We start from the raw sequence: 16260 nt of genomic DNA on the forward strand, positions 1-16260 counted from the left end.
GCGCTTTTAACCTAGCGTCCAGTCATTGTAAATTGGTCTTACCAATTATCCAATGCCAGTGCTGACCAACAACAATTAGGGGCCACCCCATATGCAAACCTGGCAACAACTCTATAGCCCGCTTGGTAGTCTTGGCTTGTCCGCACTGGCGGCGGTCATTCCCATTGTGTTCTTCTTCCTTGCCCTCGCCGTGTTCCGCCTCAAGGGCCACGTGGCGGGCAGCATCACCCTCGCGCTGTCGATCCTGGTGGCGATCTTCGCCTTCCAGATGCCTGTCGACATGGCTTTCGCCGCCGCGGGTTATGGCTTCCTCTACGGCCTCTGGCCCATTGCCTGGATCATCGTTGCCGCGGTGTTCCTGTACAAACTCACGGTCAAGAGCGGCCAGTTCGAAGTGATCCGCAGCTCGGTGCTGTCGATCACCGACGACCAGCGCCTGCAAGTGCTGCTGATCGGCTTCTGCTTCGGTGCCTTCCTGGAAGGCGCGGCGGGCTTTGGTGCACCGGTGGCAATTACCGCAGCGCTGCTGGTAGGCCTGGGCTTCAACCCACTGTACGCCGCCGGCCTGTGCCTGATCGCCAACACCGCACCGGTGGCCTTCGGCGCCCTGGGCATCCCGATCATCGTGGCCGGCCAGGTCACCGGTATCGACGCCTTCCACATCGGCGCCATGACCGGCCGCCAGCTGCCGCTGCTGTCGTTGTTCGTACCGTTCTGGCTGGTGTTCATGATGGACGGGCTGCGCGGCGTGAAGGAAACCTGGCCTGCCGCCCTGGTCGCCGGCCTGAGCTTCGCCGTGACCCAGTACTTCACCTCGAACTTCATCGGCCCCGAGCTGCCGGACATCACCTCGGCGCTGGCCAGCCTGATCTGCCTGACCCTGTTCCTGAAAGTCTGGCAGCCCAAGCGCTCGTTCAGCGAAGCCAAAGGCAGCGTTGGCGCCGCCGTGGTGCAGCCGACCGGCAGCCAGCCGACGCCCTACAGCTTTGGCGAAATTTTCAAGGCCTGGTCGCCGTTCCTGATCCTTACCGTGCTGGTCACCATCTGGACCCTGAAGCCGTTCAAGGCAGCCTTCGCCCCAGGCGGCGCGATGTACAACTTCGTGTTCAATTTCGCCATCCCGCACCTCGACCAGCTGGTGATCAAGACCGCGCCGATCGTCGCCGCGCCGACCGCCATGCCGGCGGTGTTCAAGCTCGACCCGATCTCTGCCACCGGCACCGCGATCTTCCTGTCGGCGCTGATCTCCATGGCCGTGCTGAAGATCAACTTCAAAACTGGTCTGACCACTTTCAAGGAGACCTTCTGGGAACTGCGCTGGCCAATCCTGTCGATCGGCATGGTGCTGGCCTTTGCCTTCGTCACCAACTACTCGGGCATGTCCTCGACCATGGCTCTGGTGCTGGCCGGCACTGGCGCTGCCTTCCCGTTCTTCTCGCCGTTCCTCGGCTGGCTGGGCGTGTTCCTGACGGGCTCGGACACTTCGTCCAACGCCCTGTTCAGCTCGCTGCAGGCCACCACCGCGCACCAGATCGGGGTCAACGACACCCTGCTGGTGGCCGCCAACACCAGCGGCGGCGTAACCGGCAAGATGATTTCGCCGCAGTCGATCGCCGTGGCTTGCGCCGCTACCGGCCTGGTCGGCAAGGAATCCGATCTGTTCCGCTTCACCGTCAAGCACAGCCTGTTCTTCGCCACCATCGTCGGCCTGATCACCCTGGTCCAGGCCTACTGGCTGACCGGCATGCTGGTTCATCACTAAAGTGAAAGGGGCCGGGCGCCAGCTGCGCCCGGCACTCCCCACAAGCAACGCTGCGAGAATCCATGATTATTTCTGCCTCTACCGACTATCGCGCCGCGGCCCAACGCAAGCTGCCTCCCTTCCTGTTCCACTATGCCGACGGCGGCGCCTACGCCGAGCACACCCTGCGCCACAACGTGTCGGACCTGGCCAGCATCGCCCTGCGCCAGCGCGTGCTGAAGAACATGTCCGAACTCAGCCTGGAAACCAGGCTGTTCGACGAAACCCTGAGCATGCCGGTGGCCCTTGCCCCGGTCGGCCTTACCGGCATGTACGCCCGCCGTGGCGAAGTGCAGGCCGCGCGCGCAGCGGCAGCCCATGGCATCCCGTTCACCATGTCCACGGTGTCGGTGTGCCCGATCGAAGAGGTGGCGCCTGCCATCAACCGGCCGATGTGGTTCCAGCTGTATGTACTCAAGGACCGCGGCTTCATGCGCAACGCGCTGGAGCGCGCCAAGGCAGCCGGGGTTAAAACCCTGGTATTCACCGTCGACATGCCGACCCCCGGCGCCCGCTACCGTGACGCTCACTCAGGCATGAGCGGCAAGAACGGCCCGCTGCGCCGCGTTCTGCAAGCCATGACCCACCCCGAATGGGCGTGGGATGTCGGGGTGATGGGGCGCCCACACGACTTGGGCAACATCTCCACCTACCGTGGCAACCCCACGGGCCTTGCCGACTACATTGGCTGGCTGGCCAACAACTTCGACCCTTCCATTTCCTGGAAAGACCTGGAGTGGATCCGCGAGTTCTGGGATGGCCCGATGATCATCAAGGGCATTCTCGATGCCGATGATGCCCGCGATGCGGTCCGCTTCGGTGCCGACGGCATCGTCGTCTCCAACCACGGCGGCCGCCAGCTCGACGGCGTGCTGTCCAGCGCCCGCGCCCTGCCCGCCATCGCTGACGCAGTCAAAGGTGACATCAAGATTCTTGCCGACTCGGGCATCCGCAGCGGTCTCGACGTAGTGCGCATGATCGCCATGGGCGCCGACACCGTACTGATCGGCCGCGCGTTCCTCTGGGCATTGGCCGTGCACGGCCAGGCCGGGGTGAAAAACCTGCTGGAGCTGTTCGAGAAGGAAATGCGCGTAGCCATGGTGCTGACCGGTGCCAAGTCGATCAGCGAAATCACCCGCGACTCGCTGGTACGCGAACTGGGCGCCTGACGCCTGCACCCACCACTGCCTGAATGACCGGGGCACACCGCGCGCCAGACGCCGTGGCCCCGCGAGGAGACTGCATGAGCCTGCCCGCCGCGTTTCTGCGTGATGCCGAGCGCCTGATCCCCGCCGAACGCCGGTTCGACGACCCCACCTCTACCTTGGCCTTCGGCACCGACGCCAGCTTCTACCGGCTGATCCCCAAGCTGGTGGTACGCGTCGAGTCCGAGGACGAAGTGGTCGGCCTGATCAAGCTGGCTCAGCGCGAGCGGGTGCCGGTTACCTTCCGCGCCGCCGGCACCAGCCTGTCTGGCCAGGCCATCAGCGATTCGGTGCTGATTGTGCTCGGCGACAACTGGAACGGTCGCGAGATTCGTGGCCAGGGCGAGCAGATTCGCCTGCAGCCGGGCGTGATCGGTGCCCAGGCCAACGCTTGGCTGGCCCCTTTCGGGCGCAAGATCGGCCCCGACCCGGCCTCGATCAACGCCTGCAAAATCGGCGGCATCGTCGCCAACAACGCCAGCGGCATGTGCTGCGGTACCGCGCAGAACACCTACCACACCCTGGCCGGCCTGCGCCTGGTGCTGGCCGACGGCACCCGCCTGGACAGCGAAGACCCGGCCAGCGTAGAAGCCTTTGCAAGCAGCCACGCTGACTTGCTGGAATCACTGGCCCGCCTGGGCCGTGAAACCCGTGCCAACACCGCACTGGCCGAGCGCATCCGGCACAAGTACCGACTGAAGAACACCACCGGTCTGTCACTGAACGCGCTGGTGGACTACGACCAGCCGCTGGATATCCTGCAACATCTGCTGGTCGGTTCCGAAGGCACGCTGGGCTTTATCAGCGCCGTCACCTACGACACCGTGCCCGACCACCCGCACAAGGCCAGCGCCTTGCTGGTGTTCCCCAGCGTCGAAAGCTGCTGTCGCGCCGTGCCCCTGCTCAAGCGCCAGCCGGTGTCCGCCGTGGAGCTGCTCGACCGCCGCAGCCTGCGCTCGGTGCAGAACATGCCGGGCATGCCGCTGTGGGTCAAAGGCCTGTCGGACAACGCCTGCGCCCTGCTGATCGAATCACGCGCCGCCAGCCAGAGCCTGCTGCACGAACAGTTGCAACAGATAATGGTCTCCATCGCCGATTTCCCGCTGGAACAACAGGTCGACTTCAGCGAAGACCCGGCGGTGTACAACCAGCTGTGGAAAATCCGCAAGGACACCTTCCCCGCCGTCGGCGCCGTGCGCCAGACCGGCACCACGGTCATCATCGAAGACGTGACCTTCCCCGTCGAGCAACTGGCCGAAGGGGTCAACCGGCTGATTCAGCTGTTCGACAAGCACCGCTACGACGAAGCGATCATTTTCGGTCATGCCCTGGAAGGCAACCTGCACTTCGTCTTCACCCAAGGCTTCAACAGCGCCGCAGAAGTGGCCCGCTACCAGGCATTCATGGATGACGTGGCGCAACTGGTGGCGGTGGAATTCGGCGGTTCGCTGAAAGCCGAGCACGGCACCGGGCGCAACATGGCGCCGTTCGTGGAGCTGGAATGGGGCCAGGATGCCTACCAGCTGATGTGGAAGCTCAAGCGCCTGCTCGACCCCAATGGCATCTTCAACCCCGACGTGGTGCTGAGCGAAGACCCGGATATACACCTGAAAAACCTCAAGCCGCTGCCCGCTGCCGACGAGATCGTCGACAAGTGCATCGAATGCGGTTTCTGCGAGCCGGTCTGCCCGTCCAAGGGGCTGACCCTCAGCCCGCGCCAGCGCATCGTCATGTGGCGCGACATCCAGGCCAGGCAACGCGCCGGTATCGACACCGGCGACCTGATGAAGACCTTCCAGTACCAAGGCATCGACACCTGTGCCGCCACCGGGCTGTGCGCGCAACGCTGCCCGGTCGGAATCAACACCGGCGAACTGGTCAAGAAGCTACGCAGCCAGGCTGCCGGTCACCCAAAAACAGCCGACTGGCTCGCCGAGCATTTCAACACAGCACTGGGCGGCGCGCGCCTGACCCTGACCGCCGCCAACACTGCACGCAAGCTGCTCGGCGCGCCCCGCCTGGCCCGCCTGAGCGCATCCATGAGCAAAGCCAGCAACGGCCGCCTGCCGCAGTGGACCGCGGCCATGCCACAACCGCTGCGCCCGCTGCAGTTCAGCGCGGCCAGCAACGACGCCCGCCCGCGCGTGGTGTACCTGGCCGCCTGCGTGTCGCGCGTCATGGGCCCGGCGTACGCCGACCGCGAACAGAGCTCGCTGCTGGACAAGACCCGCGCCCTGCTGGAAAAGGCCGGCTACCAGGTGGTGTTCCCCGAAAACGCCGACAGCCTGTGCTGCGGCCAGCCGTTCGCCTCCAAGGGTTACCCCGAGCAGGCCGAACACAAGCGCCAGGAGCTGATCAACGCACTGCTGCACGCCAGCCGTGGCGGCCTTGACCCGATCTACTGCGACACCAGCCCCTGCACCCTGCGCCTGGTGCAAGACCTGGGTGAAACCCGGCTGGACCTCTACGACCCGGTGCGCTTCATCCGCACCCACCTGCTCGACCGCCTGGAGTTCACCCCCCAGGACGAGCCGGTGGCCGTGCACGTGACCTGCAGCACCCAGCACCTGGGCGAAAGCCAGGCGCTGATCGACCTGGCGCGGCGTTGCAGCAAGCAAGTGGTAATACCGGAAGGCATTCACTGTTGCGGCTTCGCTGGCGACAAGGGCTTCACCACTCCCGAGCTTAATGCCCATTCGCTGCGCAGCCTGAAGGATGCGGTGCAGTATTGCGGCGAAGGCATTTCCACCAGCCGTACCTGCGAGATCGGCTTGAGCAGCCACAGCGGCATCGACTACCACGGGCTGGTCTACCTGGTCGACCGCGTGACCCGCCCACGCAGTCTGTGACCGACTAACGCGTCCTCTGTAGGAGCGGCCCTGTGTCGCGATGGGCCGCGAAGCGGCCCCGATCTATGCACAAACGTTGAAATCCTGGGGCTGCTTCGCAACCCTTTCGCGACGCAAGGCCGCTCCTACAGGTTGCAGCGCACGTGGTCTCCACACTCACCATCCTCGCGACCACCATCCCGATTGAACCCCCGCCAATACCCCGCAGTCCACCTTACAGGCCCACCTTCCCGAGGCCCCAGAGGAGACTCCCATGAAAGGTACCGCGCTTTCGGCCCTGTTCGCGGCCGCAACCCTGCTGGCTTCGCCGGCGTTCGCCGCCGAAGACCTCTGCACCATCAACCTGCAAAAGATCGATGACAGCATGGCCACCGCCGGCGCCACCTCCGAAGGCATGGACAAGGCCGTGACCGAACACGTCGACAAAGCCAAGGCCGCCCAGGCCTCAGGCGACACCAAGGAATGCATCGCGATCACCAGCAAGGTGCTGGAGCGTCTGGAAAAAACCGAGAAAGGCAGCGGTTCGGCCGGTGGTAGCGGTACTTGATGTCTCGTTGCGGGCGACCGGACCGGCTGTCGACGTCGCCCGCGCAATGGCGTATACTCCACCCCACGTGCCGTAAGGTGCGTTAGCGTAACGCTAGTGTGGGGCCGATTAGGATTCGACGCCGGTAGCGAAACTCTAGGTGCATGCCGAGTTGGTAACAGAACTCGTAAATCCACTGTTGCAACTTTTATAGTTGCCAATGACGAAAACTACGGCGCGGAGTTCAAGCTGGCTGCGTAAGCGGCCCTCTTGACCCGTTGCTTCTGGTAGCTTCGGCTCCAGCAATCATTAGGGGATGCCTGTAAACCCGAACTGATTGTCATACAGAACAGGATCGTCGCGTAGCACGTTGTGGGCGAAGTGACTAAAACTTACACAACTCATCCAAAGCACCCTGCCCGTCGGGCGGCTGCGGATTAAATCAGTAGACACGGCTAAGCATGTAGTACCGACAGCGGAGTACTGGCGGACGGGGGTTCAAATCCCCCCGGCTCCACCAAATCCTAGAAAGAAGACGCCCTCGGGCGTCTTTTTTTGTGCCTGGATTTTGCGATCTGCGGGTCAAAAAGTCGGATTTAACCCCTTCCTTGTAGGGCGTTTCCCAAAGATACTCCCAGCGTCTGTTTTCCGTTGCACACGGTAAATGTGGTCTCTAGTCTCGACGCGTCGTTGGCATTCAACGACCGGGTTTAGCCGCCCGATTTCGTCAGACAACACAGCCGTGCAATTCCGAGCAATCGGCATTGGCGCTTTATGGCGGCTGTGCGTGGGGCACCTTCGGGTGCGCCGGGTGCCTGACGTCCCGGTCGGCTAACCCGCGTACAGCTGCCACCTTACTGTTTAGCCGCGGTGAGTGGTTGCTTCACTACGACAGGAGCCATGCCATGCTGAAGATAGTCCCCGACCCACCCCACCACCTCCCTGAATCCGATGCATTGAATCGCAGGCCAAGCGAAAACCTGTGGGAGCCCGGCTTGCCGGCGATAGGGCCCGCCCAGACAACAACAAGACCAGGGAGATAGACCAATGACCACCGAAGACACGAACTGCACCGTCGGTAAAACCATCTTCTTTCAAGGCGAAAACCAGACCCACCCCCTGTTCCGCATCGAAGCTGGCATCCCTTGCCAGAACGCCCGCGAGCAGGCTTCCGAGCTAATGGGCTACGCACGGGACCTGACCATCGACGGGCTGATGGAAGATAAACCGCAGCTGATCTGGGCCGCGCACTACCTGTGCGCCTTGGGCAAAGCACTGCTGGACGATGCCGAACTGGGCATGATGCGCTAGCCCCTGAATAACGCGCATGAACCTGCCGGCTCGCCCGCTCAGTGTGTGACGCGGTGGATGGCACCGGCTGCGCCGGTGTTCGCGGCTGAAGCCGCTCCCACAGAGGTCTTTACAGACTCTGGATCTTGTCGCAGCTCGTGCCATCGCTAGACGCTTACCAGTTGTAACTCACCTTGGCCGTAACCTCACGCCCCGGATTGTAGTAGTTCGCCGTACCCGACCCCACCACATGCTGCTCGTCAAACAGGTTGCTGACATTCAGCGCAAGGTCTGTGCCCTTGGCAATCTTGTAGTTCAACGCCGCGTCAAACAGCGTGGTGCCGTCGCTTTTCTTGGTGTTGGCTGCATCCATGTAGTAACCGCCCACATAGCGTGCACCCAGGCCAACGCTCACGTCAGTGTCGGGAATGTCGTAGTAGCTCCACAGCGAGGCGGTATGCTTCGGCGCGACGGTAAACTCCTTGCCCTTTAGCGAAGAACCGTCATACAACGCCCCGCGCAGCACCTCGGTCTCCATGTAGGAATAAGCACCGATCAGGCTGAGGTTCTGGGTGATTTGCGCCTTGCCTTCCAGGTCCAGGCCGCGCGCGCGTGACTCGCCAACGGTTTGCTGCTCGATGATGCCGCTGGGCAGCACCACGGCAATGGTGACGTTTTCCTGGGTCAGGTCGTAAACGGCGGCGGAGAACAATGCGTCCATGCCCACAGGCGAGTACTTCACGCCCACTTCGTACTGCCGACCGGTCTGCGGGGTTACGCCAACCTGGGGTGGCGACACCGATTCCACCATGCTTACGTAGGTGGAGACTTCATCATTGACGATGTAAGTCAGTGCGCCGCGGTATGAGGTCTCGGAGAAGTTGTCGCTTTGCTTCTGTGCCCCGCCCACGTACTCCTTGCTGGACAGGTCCATCGAGTCATTGCGCACACCCGCCGTGGCGATCAGACGGTCGTAGAACGACAGGTTCTGCTGCAGGAACACCGCCTTGGTGGTGGCGTCATTTTGCTTGCGGGTATAAGGCGTGACGCCCCCCGAAACGCCGGTGAACACCGGGTTGGCGATGTCGATGGAAGGCGCCAGGCTGTAAACCGAACTCTGTTTGGTCGTCGAATCAAGGTACTCCACACCCACCAGGGTGCTGCTGTCGATGTGCTCGAACCGGGCGTCGTACTGCAGCATCAGGTTGCCGTTGAGCTGATCGGCTTCGCTGTCGGTGCCAAACACGTAGCGGGGGATGGTGGTGCCCACACGTGCGGCGCTGTCGCTCAGGTAGACATAGCCAAAGTCATCGCTCAGCTCGCTATAGCGCAGGTTGCTGCGCAGCACAAAGCCGTTGTCGAAGTCGTGGGTGATGTTGCCGCTGAGGCTGGTGCGCTCCACATCATGAAAGTTGTAGCTGGGCTCACCAAAGAAGTCGCTGCGGTCGTATTCCTTGTCCAGCGGGTAGCCACCGCTGTTCGGCGAGCTGTTGGTCTTCAGGTAGTCCAGGATCACGGTGGCCGAGGTGAAATCGGTTGGCGCCCAGGTCAGGCCGCCCATGATGAACCGGTTGTCGTCCTGCGAGTGGTCGTACTCGCGGTCGCTGTTCTGCATCTTGGCAGTGAAGCGGCCGGCCAGGGTCTGGTCGTCGTTCAGGGCATCGCCCACGTCAATGCCGGTCTCTGCATGGTCATACGAGCCATAGGTCACGTAGCCTTGGCCAAACTGCTCGAAGCGCGGCTGCTTGGTCACGAAGTTCACCGAGCCGCCTGGGTCTGCCGGGCCAAACAAGGTGGAGTTGGCGCCGCGCAGAATCTCGATGCGCTCGTAGGCATAAGGGTCTTCACGCACACCGCGCATCGAACTCAAGGTCAGGCCGTCACGGTAAGTGGTGGCCTGAAAGCCGCGGATCTGAAAGTAGTCGTTGCGATCATCCGAGCCATAGAAGTCACTGACTACGCCCGGGGTGTACTGCAGGGCCTCTTCCGTGGTGCTGACACTGCGCTGCTCCATTTCCTTGCGGGTCACCACAGACACGGATGCAGGCGTGTTGCGGATGCTGGTCGCCACCTTGCCGCCTACCCAAAGTTCCTGGGCGACCACCGAGTTCAGGTCATCATCGGCACTGGCCTTGACCTTGGCATTGATGATCAGCGGCGCCAGGCGATAATCCTCGGTAGCGCCAATTTCCAGCGGGCCGGCTGGCTTTGGTTGTGGTTTTATCAGGTAAGCACTCGGGCCTTGCTGCTCCGCCTGAAGCTCGGTCCCCTGCAACAACGACGAGAGTGCAGCCGAGGTGCCCAGCGTACCCTGCACGCCCGCCGTGTCGCGGTTGGCTACGCTCTTTGCGTCGAAGGACAAGCTGATCCCCGCCTGGCGCGCAAAGTGGTCAAGCGCCGGGGCCAGTGGGCCACCGGGAATGTTCCATTGCTGCACCGGGTTGTTTTGCTCAGCGTTTGCAGCGTGCGCAAGCGCAGGCAGCGCACAGCTGCTGACAACCAGGCCAAGGAAAGCAGCGTGCACAGCACGGCTCAATGGATGGCGCTGTGGAACCGGGGTAAAACTCATTTTCTCGCTCCGTAGAGGGTCGGCAGACGGGCCTGTATTCCGGCCTTTTCTACAAGCCGAACGAGAATGAGAAAACACCTCATTTATTTTCAGGGAGTTTTACAGTGCTAGACTGGTTGCGCGTTGCCACTACTGACAAGGACTTCCCGCATGACCCAACCCCCAGACGGCCTGCCAATCTACCGCGTATTGACCGGCCCCGACGATGCGAACTTCTGCCGCCGGGTCAGCGCCGCCCTGGAACTGGGCTACCAGCTGCACGGCTCGCCCGCGCTCACCTTCAACGGTGAAACCGTGATTGTGGCGCAGGCACTGCTCTGGCCGGAGGCCAAATAGGCAAGTTGCTAAAGCAGGGGGCTCAAGCGCTGAACACGGGCCGCGTCAACGCAGCGGCGCTGAACCCGCATCGGCAGTGGCATCATTCAGCTGCAGAATGTGTGCCTTGATGGCGTTGCCAGCCATTTCGAACAGCTCGCAGCAAAAGGCGTCGCCCTGCTCCTGCAAGGGTGAGTCTTGCAACGCGTCGGCCGCAGCTTCCATCGCTACACCCTCGGCCGTTTCTGCAAAACCAGCGATATTGCGTGCGCGGAGTGCTGGGTCAGCCAATGGCTGCAGGTAATAGAAGGCAATCAAACAGGCAATACCGTTCTTTTCGAAACTTTTGCTCAACTGAGCTTTCAACGCCCCCACGCTATCGTCAATCTGGCTGTTTTCGATATTGTGATGTTGCAGAAATGCTGCGATCGGACTTAGTACAGCCGCCAGTAAATCGTCGAGGGTATAACCTGCCATCGGAGGCAACACGTTCGGGGTAAGTTCGAACGGCGCGCTTACGTAATCCGAGTATTCGTCACGCACCAGTTCCGCCTTCTTCCCCATCAGCTCTTCAGGGTTGGTTAGCGTTTGGTCATTCAGCCTGACGATATGATCATGTATGCCCCACGCCGCCTTGTCGGTAAACGCTCGCACAAGATCATCGCCCTCGTTCATCAGCGGCGAGCCCTGCAACGATTCGAACGCCGACTGCGCGGCAAAGCTGCCCAGCTGCAGCGCCATGCTGCTGATATTGCGCGCGCGGGTTTCCGGGTGTTGATACGGCGTCTGGTACCAGGTCGAAATCTGGTACTCGATGCCCATCCGTTGCAAGTCGGCCCACAAGTGGGTGACCAGCGCGATGCTGGTTTCCCGAATGAACCCGGGGTCGGCTTGCAGCGCCTCAAGGAAGGCCACAACAGGCGTGTTTACCACTTCGAGCAGGTTTTCGTTGGTATACCCAGGCATCGGCGGGAAGACGCCATTCGGTAATTCGATATCTTGCTGGGCTGGTTTGGCCGGGTCTTGCATCCGAAACTCCATTTTCTTGAAGAACACTAATTGCCATTAAATTGGCATCACTTATGATGCCATTTGAATGTCGCCCGGAAATATTATCGACCCGGGTAATCAAGTGCAAAGCATGGCTTTGTCATCAGCCCTTGCGTACCGCCTGGCGGACTTTCCCAAGCAACTCTGCCAATTGAAAAGGTTTCAACAGCATATCCATGCCAACCCCTAGAAACGCCTGGCGGTCGAGTGCCGCATCCGCATAGCCGGTCATGAACAACACCGGCAGATCCGGCCGGTAGCCCCGTGCCAGGTCAGCCAGTTCGCGGCCGCTCAACGTCGGCAAGCCGACGTCGGTCAGCATCAGGTCCAGGTTGGAGTCGCCGCCCAATAACGCCAGCGCTTCGTCGGTGGTCGAGGCCAGGCTGCAGCGATACCCCGCATCGGTCAGCGCCTCGGCCACCGACAGGCGCACGGAGGCCATGTCCTCTACCACCAGCACGTGCTCGCCGTTGCCTTGCAGGTCCAGACCGCTGTCGCGCTCGACGTGTACAGCGGCCTCGGCACTGGCGGGCAGCATCAGCGTCACTTCGGTGCCCTGCCCGACCACACTGCTCAATACCACATGCCCACCCGATTGGCGGGCGAAGCCATAGATGGTCGACAAGCCCAGGCCAGTGCCCTGCCCCACGGGTTTGGTGGTGAAGAACGGGTCGAAGACTTTCTCCAGCAGTTCGGGCTGGATACCGCTGCCATCGTCGCGCACGCTCACCGCAATGTACGGGCCATCCAGCAGGTTGGGGTTGCCGTGGGACCAGGTCGCGGCAGTGTTGACCCATATCTGGCCGTTCTTGCACAGCGCATCGCGGGCGTTGATGACCAGATTGAGCACGGCGCTTTCCAGCTGCACCGGATCGACCAGGGCAATGGCTGGCTGGGGCGACAATTCCAGGGTCAGCATCACTCGCTCGCCAATGGTGCGCGTCAGCAGCTCTTCCAGCGAACGCACGTGCCGGTTGACATCGATCGGGCGGGTGTCCAGCGGCTGCTGGCGGGCGAAGGCCAGCAGGCGGTGGGTGAGCGACGCGGCGCTGGTGGCCGAACTCAGCGCGGCCTCGGCGTATTTGGGCACCATCTCGACACGGTTTTGCGCCACCCGTTTGCGGATCAGTTCCAGGCTGGTGATGATGCCGGTAAGCAGGTTGTTGAAGTCGTGGGCGATGCCGCCGGTCAGGCTGCCCAGGGCGTCCATTTTCTGCAGCTGCAGCAGCTGCGCCTCGGTGCGCTCGCGTTCGGCCACCTCCCGCGCCAGCTGGCTGGTGGCAACGTCCAGGCGGGCCAGGTGCGAGCGCTCGCGGTGACGGTGCTCGGTGACGTCTTCGACGAACACCAGGCACAGCCCCGTCGCCTGGTAGGGTGACAGCTGCCACTCGGTCTCGCGCAAGTGCCCCCGCACTTGCATGCTCAGGGTGCCTTTCCATCGCTCGCCGGCCAACAGGTGCTGGCGCAGGGCATCCAGGGCTGCCGCCTGGCCCTCGGCGAAGCACTCCCGAAGCTGCGCAGCATCACGGTTGTCCTGGGTAAGGTGGCTGAACGCCTGATTGCATTCATGCACCTTCAGTTCTGCATCGAGCACGGCGATGGGGGCCGACACGCTGCTGAAAATCTCCCGGAAGCGCGCCTCGCTCTCACGCAGCGCACGCTCGGCATCACGTACACGCAGCAGGGTGCGCAGGGTGGCGACCAGTACCTCAGGGTCCACCGGGTGGACCAGGTAGGCATCGGCGCCGGCGTTCAGGCCAGTGATGATATCGCCGCTCAGTATCGACGCCGCCGACACGTGGATGACCGGCAGCAGTGCGGTGCGCGCGTCCTCGCGCAGCAACCTGACGATATCGAAACCGCTCATGTCCGGCAGGTTCACATCCAGGATCAGTGCGTCCATCTGCTGGTCGCGGATCATCGCCAGCCCTTCACCGCCCGTGCCCGCCTCCATCACTTCGTAGCCGTGCACCGCCAGGCGCCGGCGCAGGGCGTAGCGGGTGGCGACGTTGTCGTCGACGATCAGCAGGCGCACATCAGGTTTCATCGACGTTCTCCTGGGCCAGGGCCAGAGGAATGATCACGAAGAAGCATGAGCCGACCCCTGGCTCGCTGTGCACACCCACTTCGCCACCCAGCAGCATGGCGAAGCGTTTGCACAACGACAGGCCCAGACCCGTGCCGCGCAGGCGCTTCTGCAGCGGCGAGTCGACCTGGGCAAAGTCCTCGAACAAGGTCCCCAGCAGCTCCTGGGCAATGCCGATGCCGGTATCGTTGACCGCAAAGCGGATCATGTCGTTGCCCAGCAACTCGGCAGACACGCGTACTTCACCGCGGGTGGTGAACTTCAGTGCATTGGAGATGAAGTTGCGCAGGATTTGCGCAAGTTTCTTGTCGTCGGTGTAAAGCCGTGGCAACCCCACCGGCTCTTCGAAAATCAGGTCGACCGCCGTGACATCGACAATCGGCCGGAACATCCCGCGCAAGGCTGCGAACAGGTCGAGCATATCGAACCAGGCGGGCGAAATGGTGATGCGCCCGGCTTCGATCTTGGCCAGGTCGAGCAGGTCGTCGACCATGTCGGACAGCTCGCGGGTGGCGGTGCTGATGAACGTCACCTGGCGGTGCTGCTCTTGCGACAAGGGCCCGTCCAGTTCATCGGTCAGCAGGCCGGTGATGCTCAGGATTGAGCCCAGCGGCGTGCGGAACTCGTGGCTCATGTAGGACAGGAAGCGGCTTTTCAGGTCCGACGCCTGGCGCAGTTGCTCGGCCTGGATGTCCAGCTCGGCGTACAACGCCAGCACGCCCTGGTTGGTTTCCTCCAGTTCGGCGCGCAAGGCGTCGTTCTCGGCCTGCAGCCGGGCTATCAGTTGTGCATCAGACATGCGCGGCCTCCAAATCGACGGCCAGCACCGTCACATCATCGCGGCCTCGGCAGAAATCGCGGTGCAGCACGGCGGTGATCACGGCCGGGTGACGGTGCACCAGGCCAGGGTAGTCCTTCAGGTTCCAACGGGACTGCAGGCCGTCGCTGTACATGATCAACAGGTTTCCATTCAGCTCAGCGTAGTCGAACACCTGGGCTTTCCTGAACTGCCCACCCACGATGCCCGGCAGCGAAGCCAGGCCGCGCACTTGTGCCCCGGCCACCAGGCTTGCACCGATGTTACCGATGCCGGTGAAGCTAAGGCGGTCATGGGCACGGTCATATTGCGCCACCGCCGTAGCCCCACCCCGGGTGCCGGACATGGCCTGGTGCATGGCCTGCAACAGTTGCAACGAGTCGCCATACGGCGCTTCGGCAAATGCGGCGGCGCCCGCCTTGGCCGCCACTTCGGCATCAGGGCCATGCCCCAGGCCATCGATCACCAGTGCACTGATGCATTGTCCATCGATAGCCAGGTGCCAGGTATCCCCGCAGGCGGGGTCGTTGTGCAGGGCATGCTGGCTGACGCCCCAGCGCAGGTCTGCGCCGCGGTCAAGCGTCCTGTGCAGGCGCGCCAGCACCACGGCTCCGCGAGCATCTGCGTACATGTCGAACACCTGGGCCTGACGCACCATGGCCCCCATGCCGATACCCTGGGTGCCCGCCGTCGAATAGCCATCGGCCAGGCAACTGTGGGCATCGAAGCCCTGGGCCCGGTCCACGGTGAGCAGCTCGATGGCGAAGGCGCCTTGCTTACGGGGCAGCACGCGCATGTGCAGCTCGCCATGGCGGGCATGCTTGAGGACATTGCTGCACAGCTCGGTGGCCACCAGGGCCACACGCCCTGCCTCTTCCGGCTCAAAGCCATGTCGCTCGGCCAGCTTTTGTGCAGTACGTCGGGCATGGCCGACGTCGCTGGGGTCGTCCAGGCGCAGTACTTGAGTCGCGGTAGCGTGAATATTCATGCCCATCGGGTGATCGTCACACGCGTGCCCAGGCCGGGGGCCGTGTCCAGCTCGAACTCGTCGACCAGCCGTCGGGCGCCGGTCAGGCCCAGGCCAAGGCCACTGCCCGAGGTCCAGCCATCGGTCAGCGCCAGCTTGACATCGGGAATGCCCGGGCCCTCATCGCGAAACAGCAAGCGCAGCCCTGCACGCCCGGCATCCTCCAGCACCTGCCAGTCCATGTCGCCGCCGCCGCCGTAGACCACCGTGTTACGAGCCAGCTCGCTGACGGCGGTCACGAGCTTGGTCAGGTCCACCAGGCGCATGCCGCATTCACCGGCCAACTTGCGCGCCAATTGGCGCGCCAACACTACATCCTGCTCTATGCGCACAGGATGGCTGCCGCTTTCGCGAACATTCATTTTCGGCTCACACGTTGACGCAGCACTTGCATGCCGCGCTCCACATTCAGTGCCGTACTGACGCCCGGCAGGGTAAGGCCGAGTTCGACCAAGGTAATGGCCACGGCCGGCTGCATGCCGACCACCATGGTTTCGGCATCCATGATGCGCGACAGGCCGGAAATGCTGGCGATCATCCGGCCTATGAAGGAGTCGACCATGTCGAGTGCGGAAATATCGATCAGCACACCTTGGGCCGATGTATGGCTGATGCGGTCGGTCAGGTCTTCCTGCAGCGTCAGCGCCAGCTGGTCGTGCATGTCCACCTGAATGGTCACCAGCAGGAATTCGCCCATCTGCAGGATCGGAATGCGCTCCATAGGC

13 protein-coding genes and 1 other RNA gene are annotated in these 16260 nt (G+C 62.7%); 7 read left to right on the top strand and 7 right to left on the bottom strand.

From position 1 onward, the window contains the following. Positions 1-91: 91 nt before the first annotated feature. The 6 genes from AC5O5R_RS23770 to AC5O5R_RS23795 all read left to right on the top strand — a co-directional run bounded on the left by AC5O5R_RS23770 (position 92) and on the right by AC5O5R_RS23795 (position 7692). Entirely contained in the window at positions 92-1762 is a 1671-nt protein-coding gene (locus tag AC5O5R_RS23770; protein WP_172222462.1) for a lactate permease LctP family transporter, read from the top strand. A 62-nt stretch (positions 1763-1824) separates the two neighbouring features. Then, positions 1825-2970, top strand: coding sequence for an FMN-dependent L-lactate dehydrogenase LldD (gene lldD / locus AC5O5R_RS23775; RefSeq protein ID WP_172222458.1), 1146 nt, complete (start codon positions 1825-1827; stop codon positions 2968-2970). Between the two features lie 74 nt (positions 2971-3044). Further along, positions 3045-5855, top strand: a complete 2811-nt coding sequence (locus AC5O5R_RS23780; RefSeq protein WP_172222439.1) for an FAD-binding and (Fe-S)-binding domain-containing protein — start codon at positions 3045-3047, stop codon at positions 5853-5855. 253 nt (positions 5856-6108) lie between these two features. Beyond that, positions 6109-6402 carry a PA2433 domain-containing protein gene (locus tag AC5O5R_RS23785; RefSeq protein ID WP_172222436.1) on the top strand — a complete coding sequence of 98 codons (294 nt, stop codon included), beginning with the start codon at positions 6109-6111 and terminating at the stop codon, positions 6400-6402. 100 nt (positions 6403-6502) lie between these two features. After that, positions 6503-6901: a transfer-messenger RNA gene (gene ssrA / locus AC5O5R_RS23790) on the top strand. Positions 6902-7428: 527 nt separating this feature from the next. After that, positions 7429-7692 (top strand): DUF3077 domain-containing protein, encoded by a 264-nt coding sequence (locus AC5O5R_RS23795; protein ID WP_172222431.1) that lies wholly within the window; start codon positions 7429-7431, stop codon positions 7690-7692. A gap of 154 nt (positions 7693-7846) precedes the next feature. Here AC5O5R_RS23795 and AC5O5R_RS23800 read toward each other — a convergent pair whose 3' ends face one another. Then, complete coding sequence (locus AC5O5R_RS23800) at positions 7847-10240, bottom strand: TonB-dependent siderophore receptor (protein ID WP_172222426.1); 2394 nt, start codon at positions 10238-10240, stop codon at positions 7847-7849. 150 nt (positions 10241-10390) lie between these two features. Between AC5O5R_RS23800 and AC5O5R_RS23805 the strand changes: the two genes are divergently transcribed. Next, positions 10391-10576: a DUF1737 domain-containing protein gene (locus AC5O5R_RS23805; protein ID WP_172222421.1), complete on the top strand. Its 186-nt coding sequence runs from the start codon at positions 10391-10393 to the stop codon at positions 10574-10576. A 45-nt stretch (positions 10577-10621) separates the two neighbouring features. Here the strand turns inward: AC5O5R_RS23805 and AC5O5R_RS23810 are convergent, their stop codons facing one another. The 6 genes from AC5O5R_RS23810 to AC5O5R_RS23835 form a co-directional block, all read right to left on the bottom strand. Then, entirely contained in the window at positions 10622-11584 is a 963-nt protein-coding gene (locus AC5O5R_RS23810) for a hypothetical protein (RefSeq protein WP_494514765.1), read from the bottom strand. 124 nt (positions 11585-11708) lie between these two features. After that, positions 11709-13652, bottom strand: a complete 1944-nt coding sequence (locus AC5O5R_RS23815; protein WP_494514766.1) for a PAS domain-containing hybrid sensor histidine kinase/response regulator — start codon at positions 13650-13652, stop codon at positions 11709-11711. Then, the gene (locus AC5O5R_RS23820; protein WP_172219837.1) at positions 13642-14490 is read right to left on the bottom strand and encodes a sensor histidine kinase; all 849 of its coding nucleotides are present in this window, start codon (positions 14488-14490) and stop codon (positions 13642-13644) included. Before AC5O5R_RS23820 ends, AC5O5R_RS23815 begins: the two co-directional genes overlap by 11 nt. Further along, positions 14483-15496: an ATP-binding protein gene (locus AC5O5R_RS23825; RefSeq protein ID WP_494514767.1), complete on the bottom strand. Its 1014-nt coding sequence runs from the start codon at positions 15494-15496 to the stop codon at positions 14483-14485. Before AC5O5R_RS23825 ends, AC5O5R_RS23820 begins: the two co-directional genes overlap by 8 nt. After that, positions 15493-15897: an anti-sigma regulatory factor gene (locus AC5O5R_RS23830; RefSeq protein WP_172219843.1), complete on the bottom strand. Its 405-nt coding sequence runs from the start codon at positions 15895-15897 to the stop codon at positions 15493-15495. The genes AC5O5R_RS23825 and AC5O5R_RS23830 overlap by 4 nt, the downstream gene beginning before the upstream one ends. Beyond that, positions 15894-16256 (bottom strand): STAS domain-containing protein, encoded by a 363-nt coding sequence (locus AC5O5R_RS23835; protein ID WP_172219846.1) that lies wholly within the window; start codon positions 16254-16256, stop codon positions 15894-15896. Before AC5O5R_RS23835 ends, AC5O5R_RS23830 begins: the two co-directional genes overlap by 4 nt. Positions 16257-16260 lie beyond the last annotated feature (4 nt).

This window comes from Pseudomonas sp. 8_5_2 (assembly GCF_059295255.1).

Bases quoted from the DNA above. Each gene is read 5' to 3' on its own strand.
- AC5O5R_RS23780 (WP_172222439.1), top strand. From the start codon at position 3,045: ATGAGCCTGCCCGCCGCGTTTCTGCGTGATGCCGAGCGCCTGATCCCC.
- AC5O5R_RS23810 (WP_494514765.1), bottom strand. From the start codon at position 11,584: ATGCAAGACCCGGCCAAACCAGCCCAGCAAGATATCGAATTACCGAAT.
- AC5O5R_RS23770 (WP_172222462.1), top strand. From the start codon at position 92: ATGCAAACCTGGCAACAACTCTATAGCCCGCTTGGTAGTCTTGGCTTG.
- lldD (WP_172222458.1), top strand. From the start codon at position 1,825: ATGATTATTTCTGCCTCTACCGACTATCGCGCCGCGGCCCAACGCAAG.
- AC5O5R_RS23820 (WP_172219837.1), bottom strand. From the start codon at position 14,490: ATGTCTGATGCACAACTGATAGCCCGGCTGCAGGCCGAGAACGACGCC.
- AC5O5R_RS23835 (WP_172219846.1), bottom strand. From the start codon at position 16,256: ATGGAGCGCATTCCGATCCTGCAGATGGGCGAATTCCTGCTGGTGACC.
- AC5O5R_RS23825 (WP_494514767.1), bottom strand. From the start codon at position 15,496: ATGAATATTCACGCTACCGCGACTCAAGTACTGCGCCTGGACGACCCC.
- AC5O5R_RS23800 (WP_172222426.1), bottom strand. From the start codon at position 10,240: ATGAGTTTTACCCCGGTTCCACAGCGCCATCCATTGAGCCGTGCTGTG.
- AC5O5R_RS23805 (WP_172222421.1), top strand. From the start codon at position 10,391: ATGACCCAACCCCCAGACGGCCTGCCAATCTACCGCGTATTGACCGGC.
- AC5O5R_RS23785 (WP_172222436.1), top strand. From the start codon at position 6,109: ATGAAAGGTACCGCGCTTTCGGCCCTGTTCGCGGCCGCAACCCTGCTG.
- AC5O5R_RS23815 (WP_494514766.1), bottom strand. From the start codon at position 13,652: ATGAAACCTGATGTGCGCCTGCTGATCGTCGACGACAACGTCGCCACC.
- AC5O5R_RS23795 (WP_172222431.1), top strand. From the start codon at position 7,429: ATGACCACCGAAGACACGAACTGCACCGTCGGTAAAACCATCTTCTTT.
- AC5O5R_RS23830 (WP_172219843.1), bottom strand. From the start codon at position 15,897: ATGAATGTTCGCGAAAGCGGCAGCCATCCTGTGCGCATAGAGCAGGAT.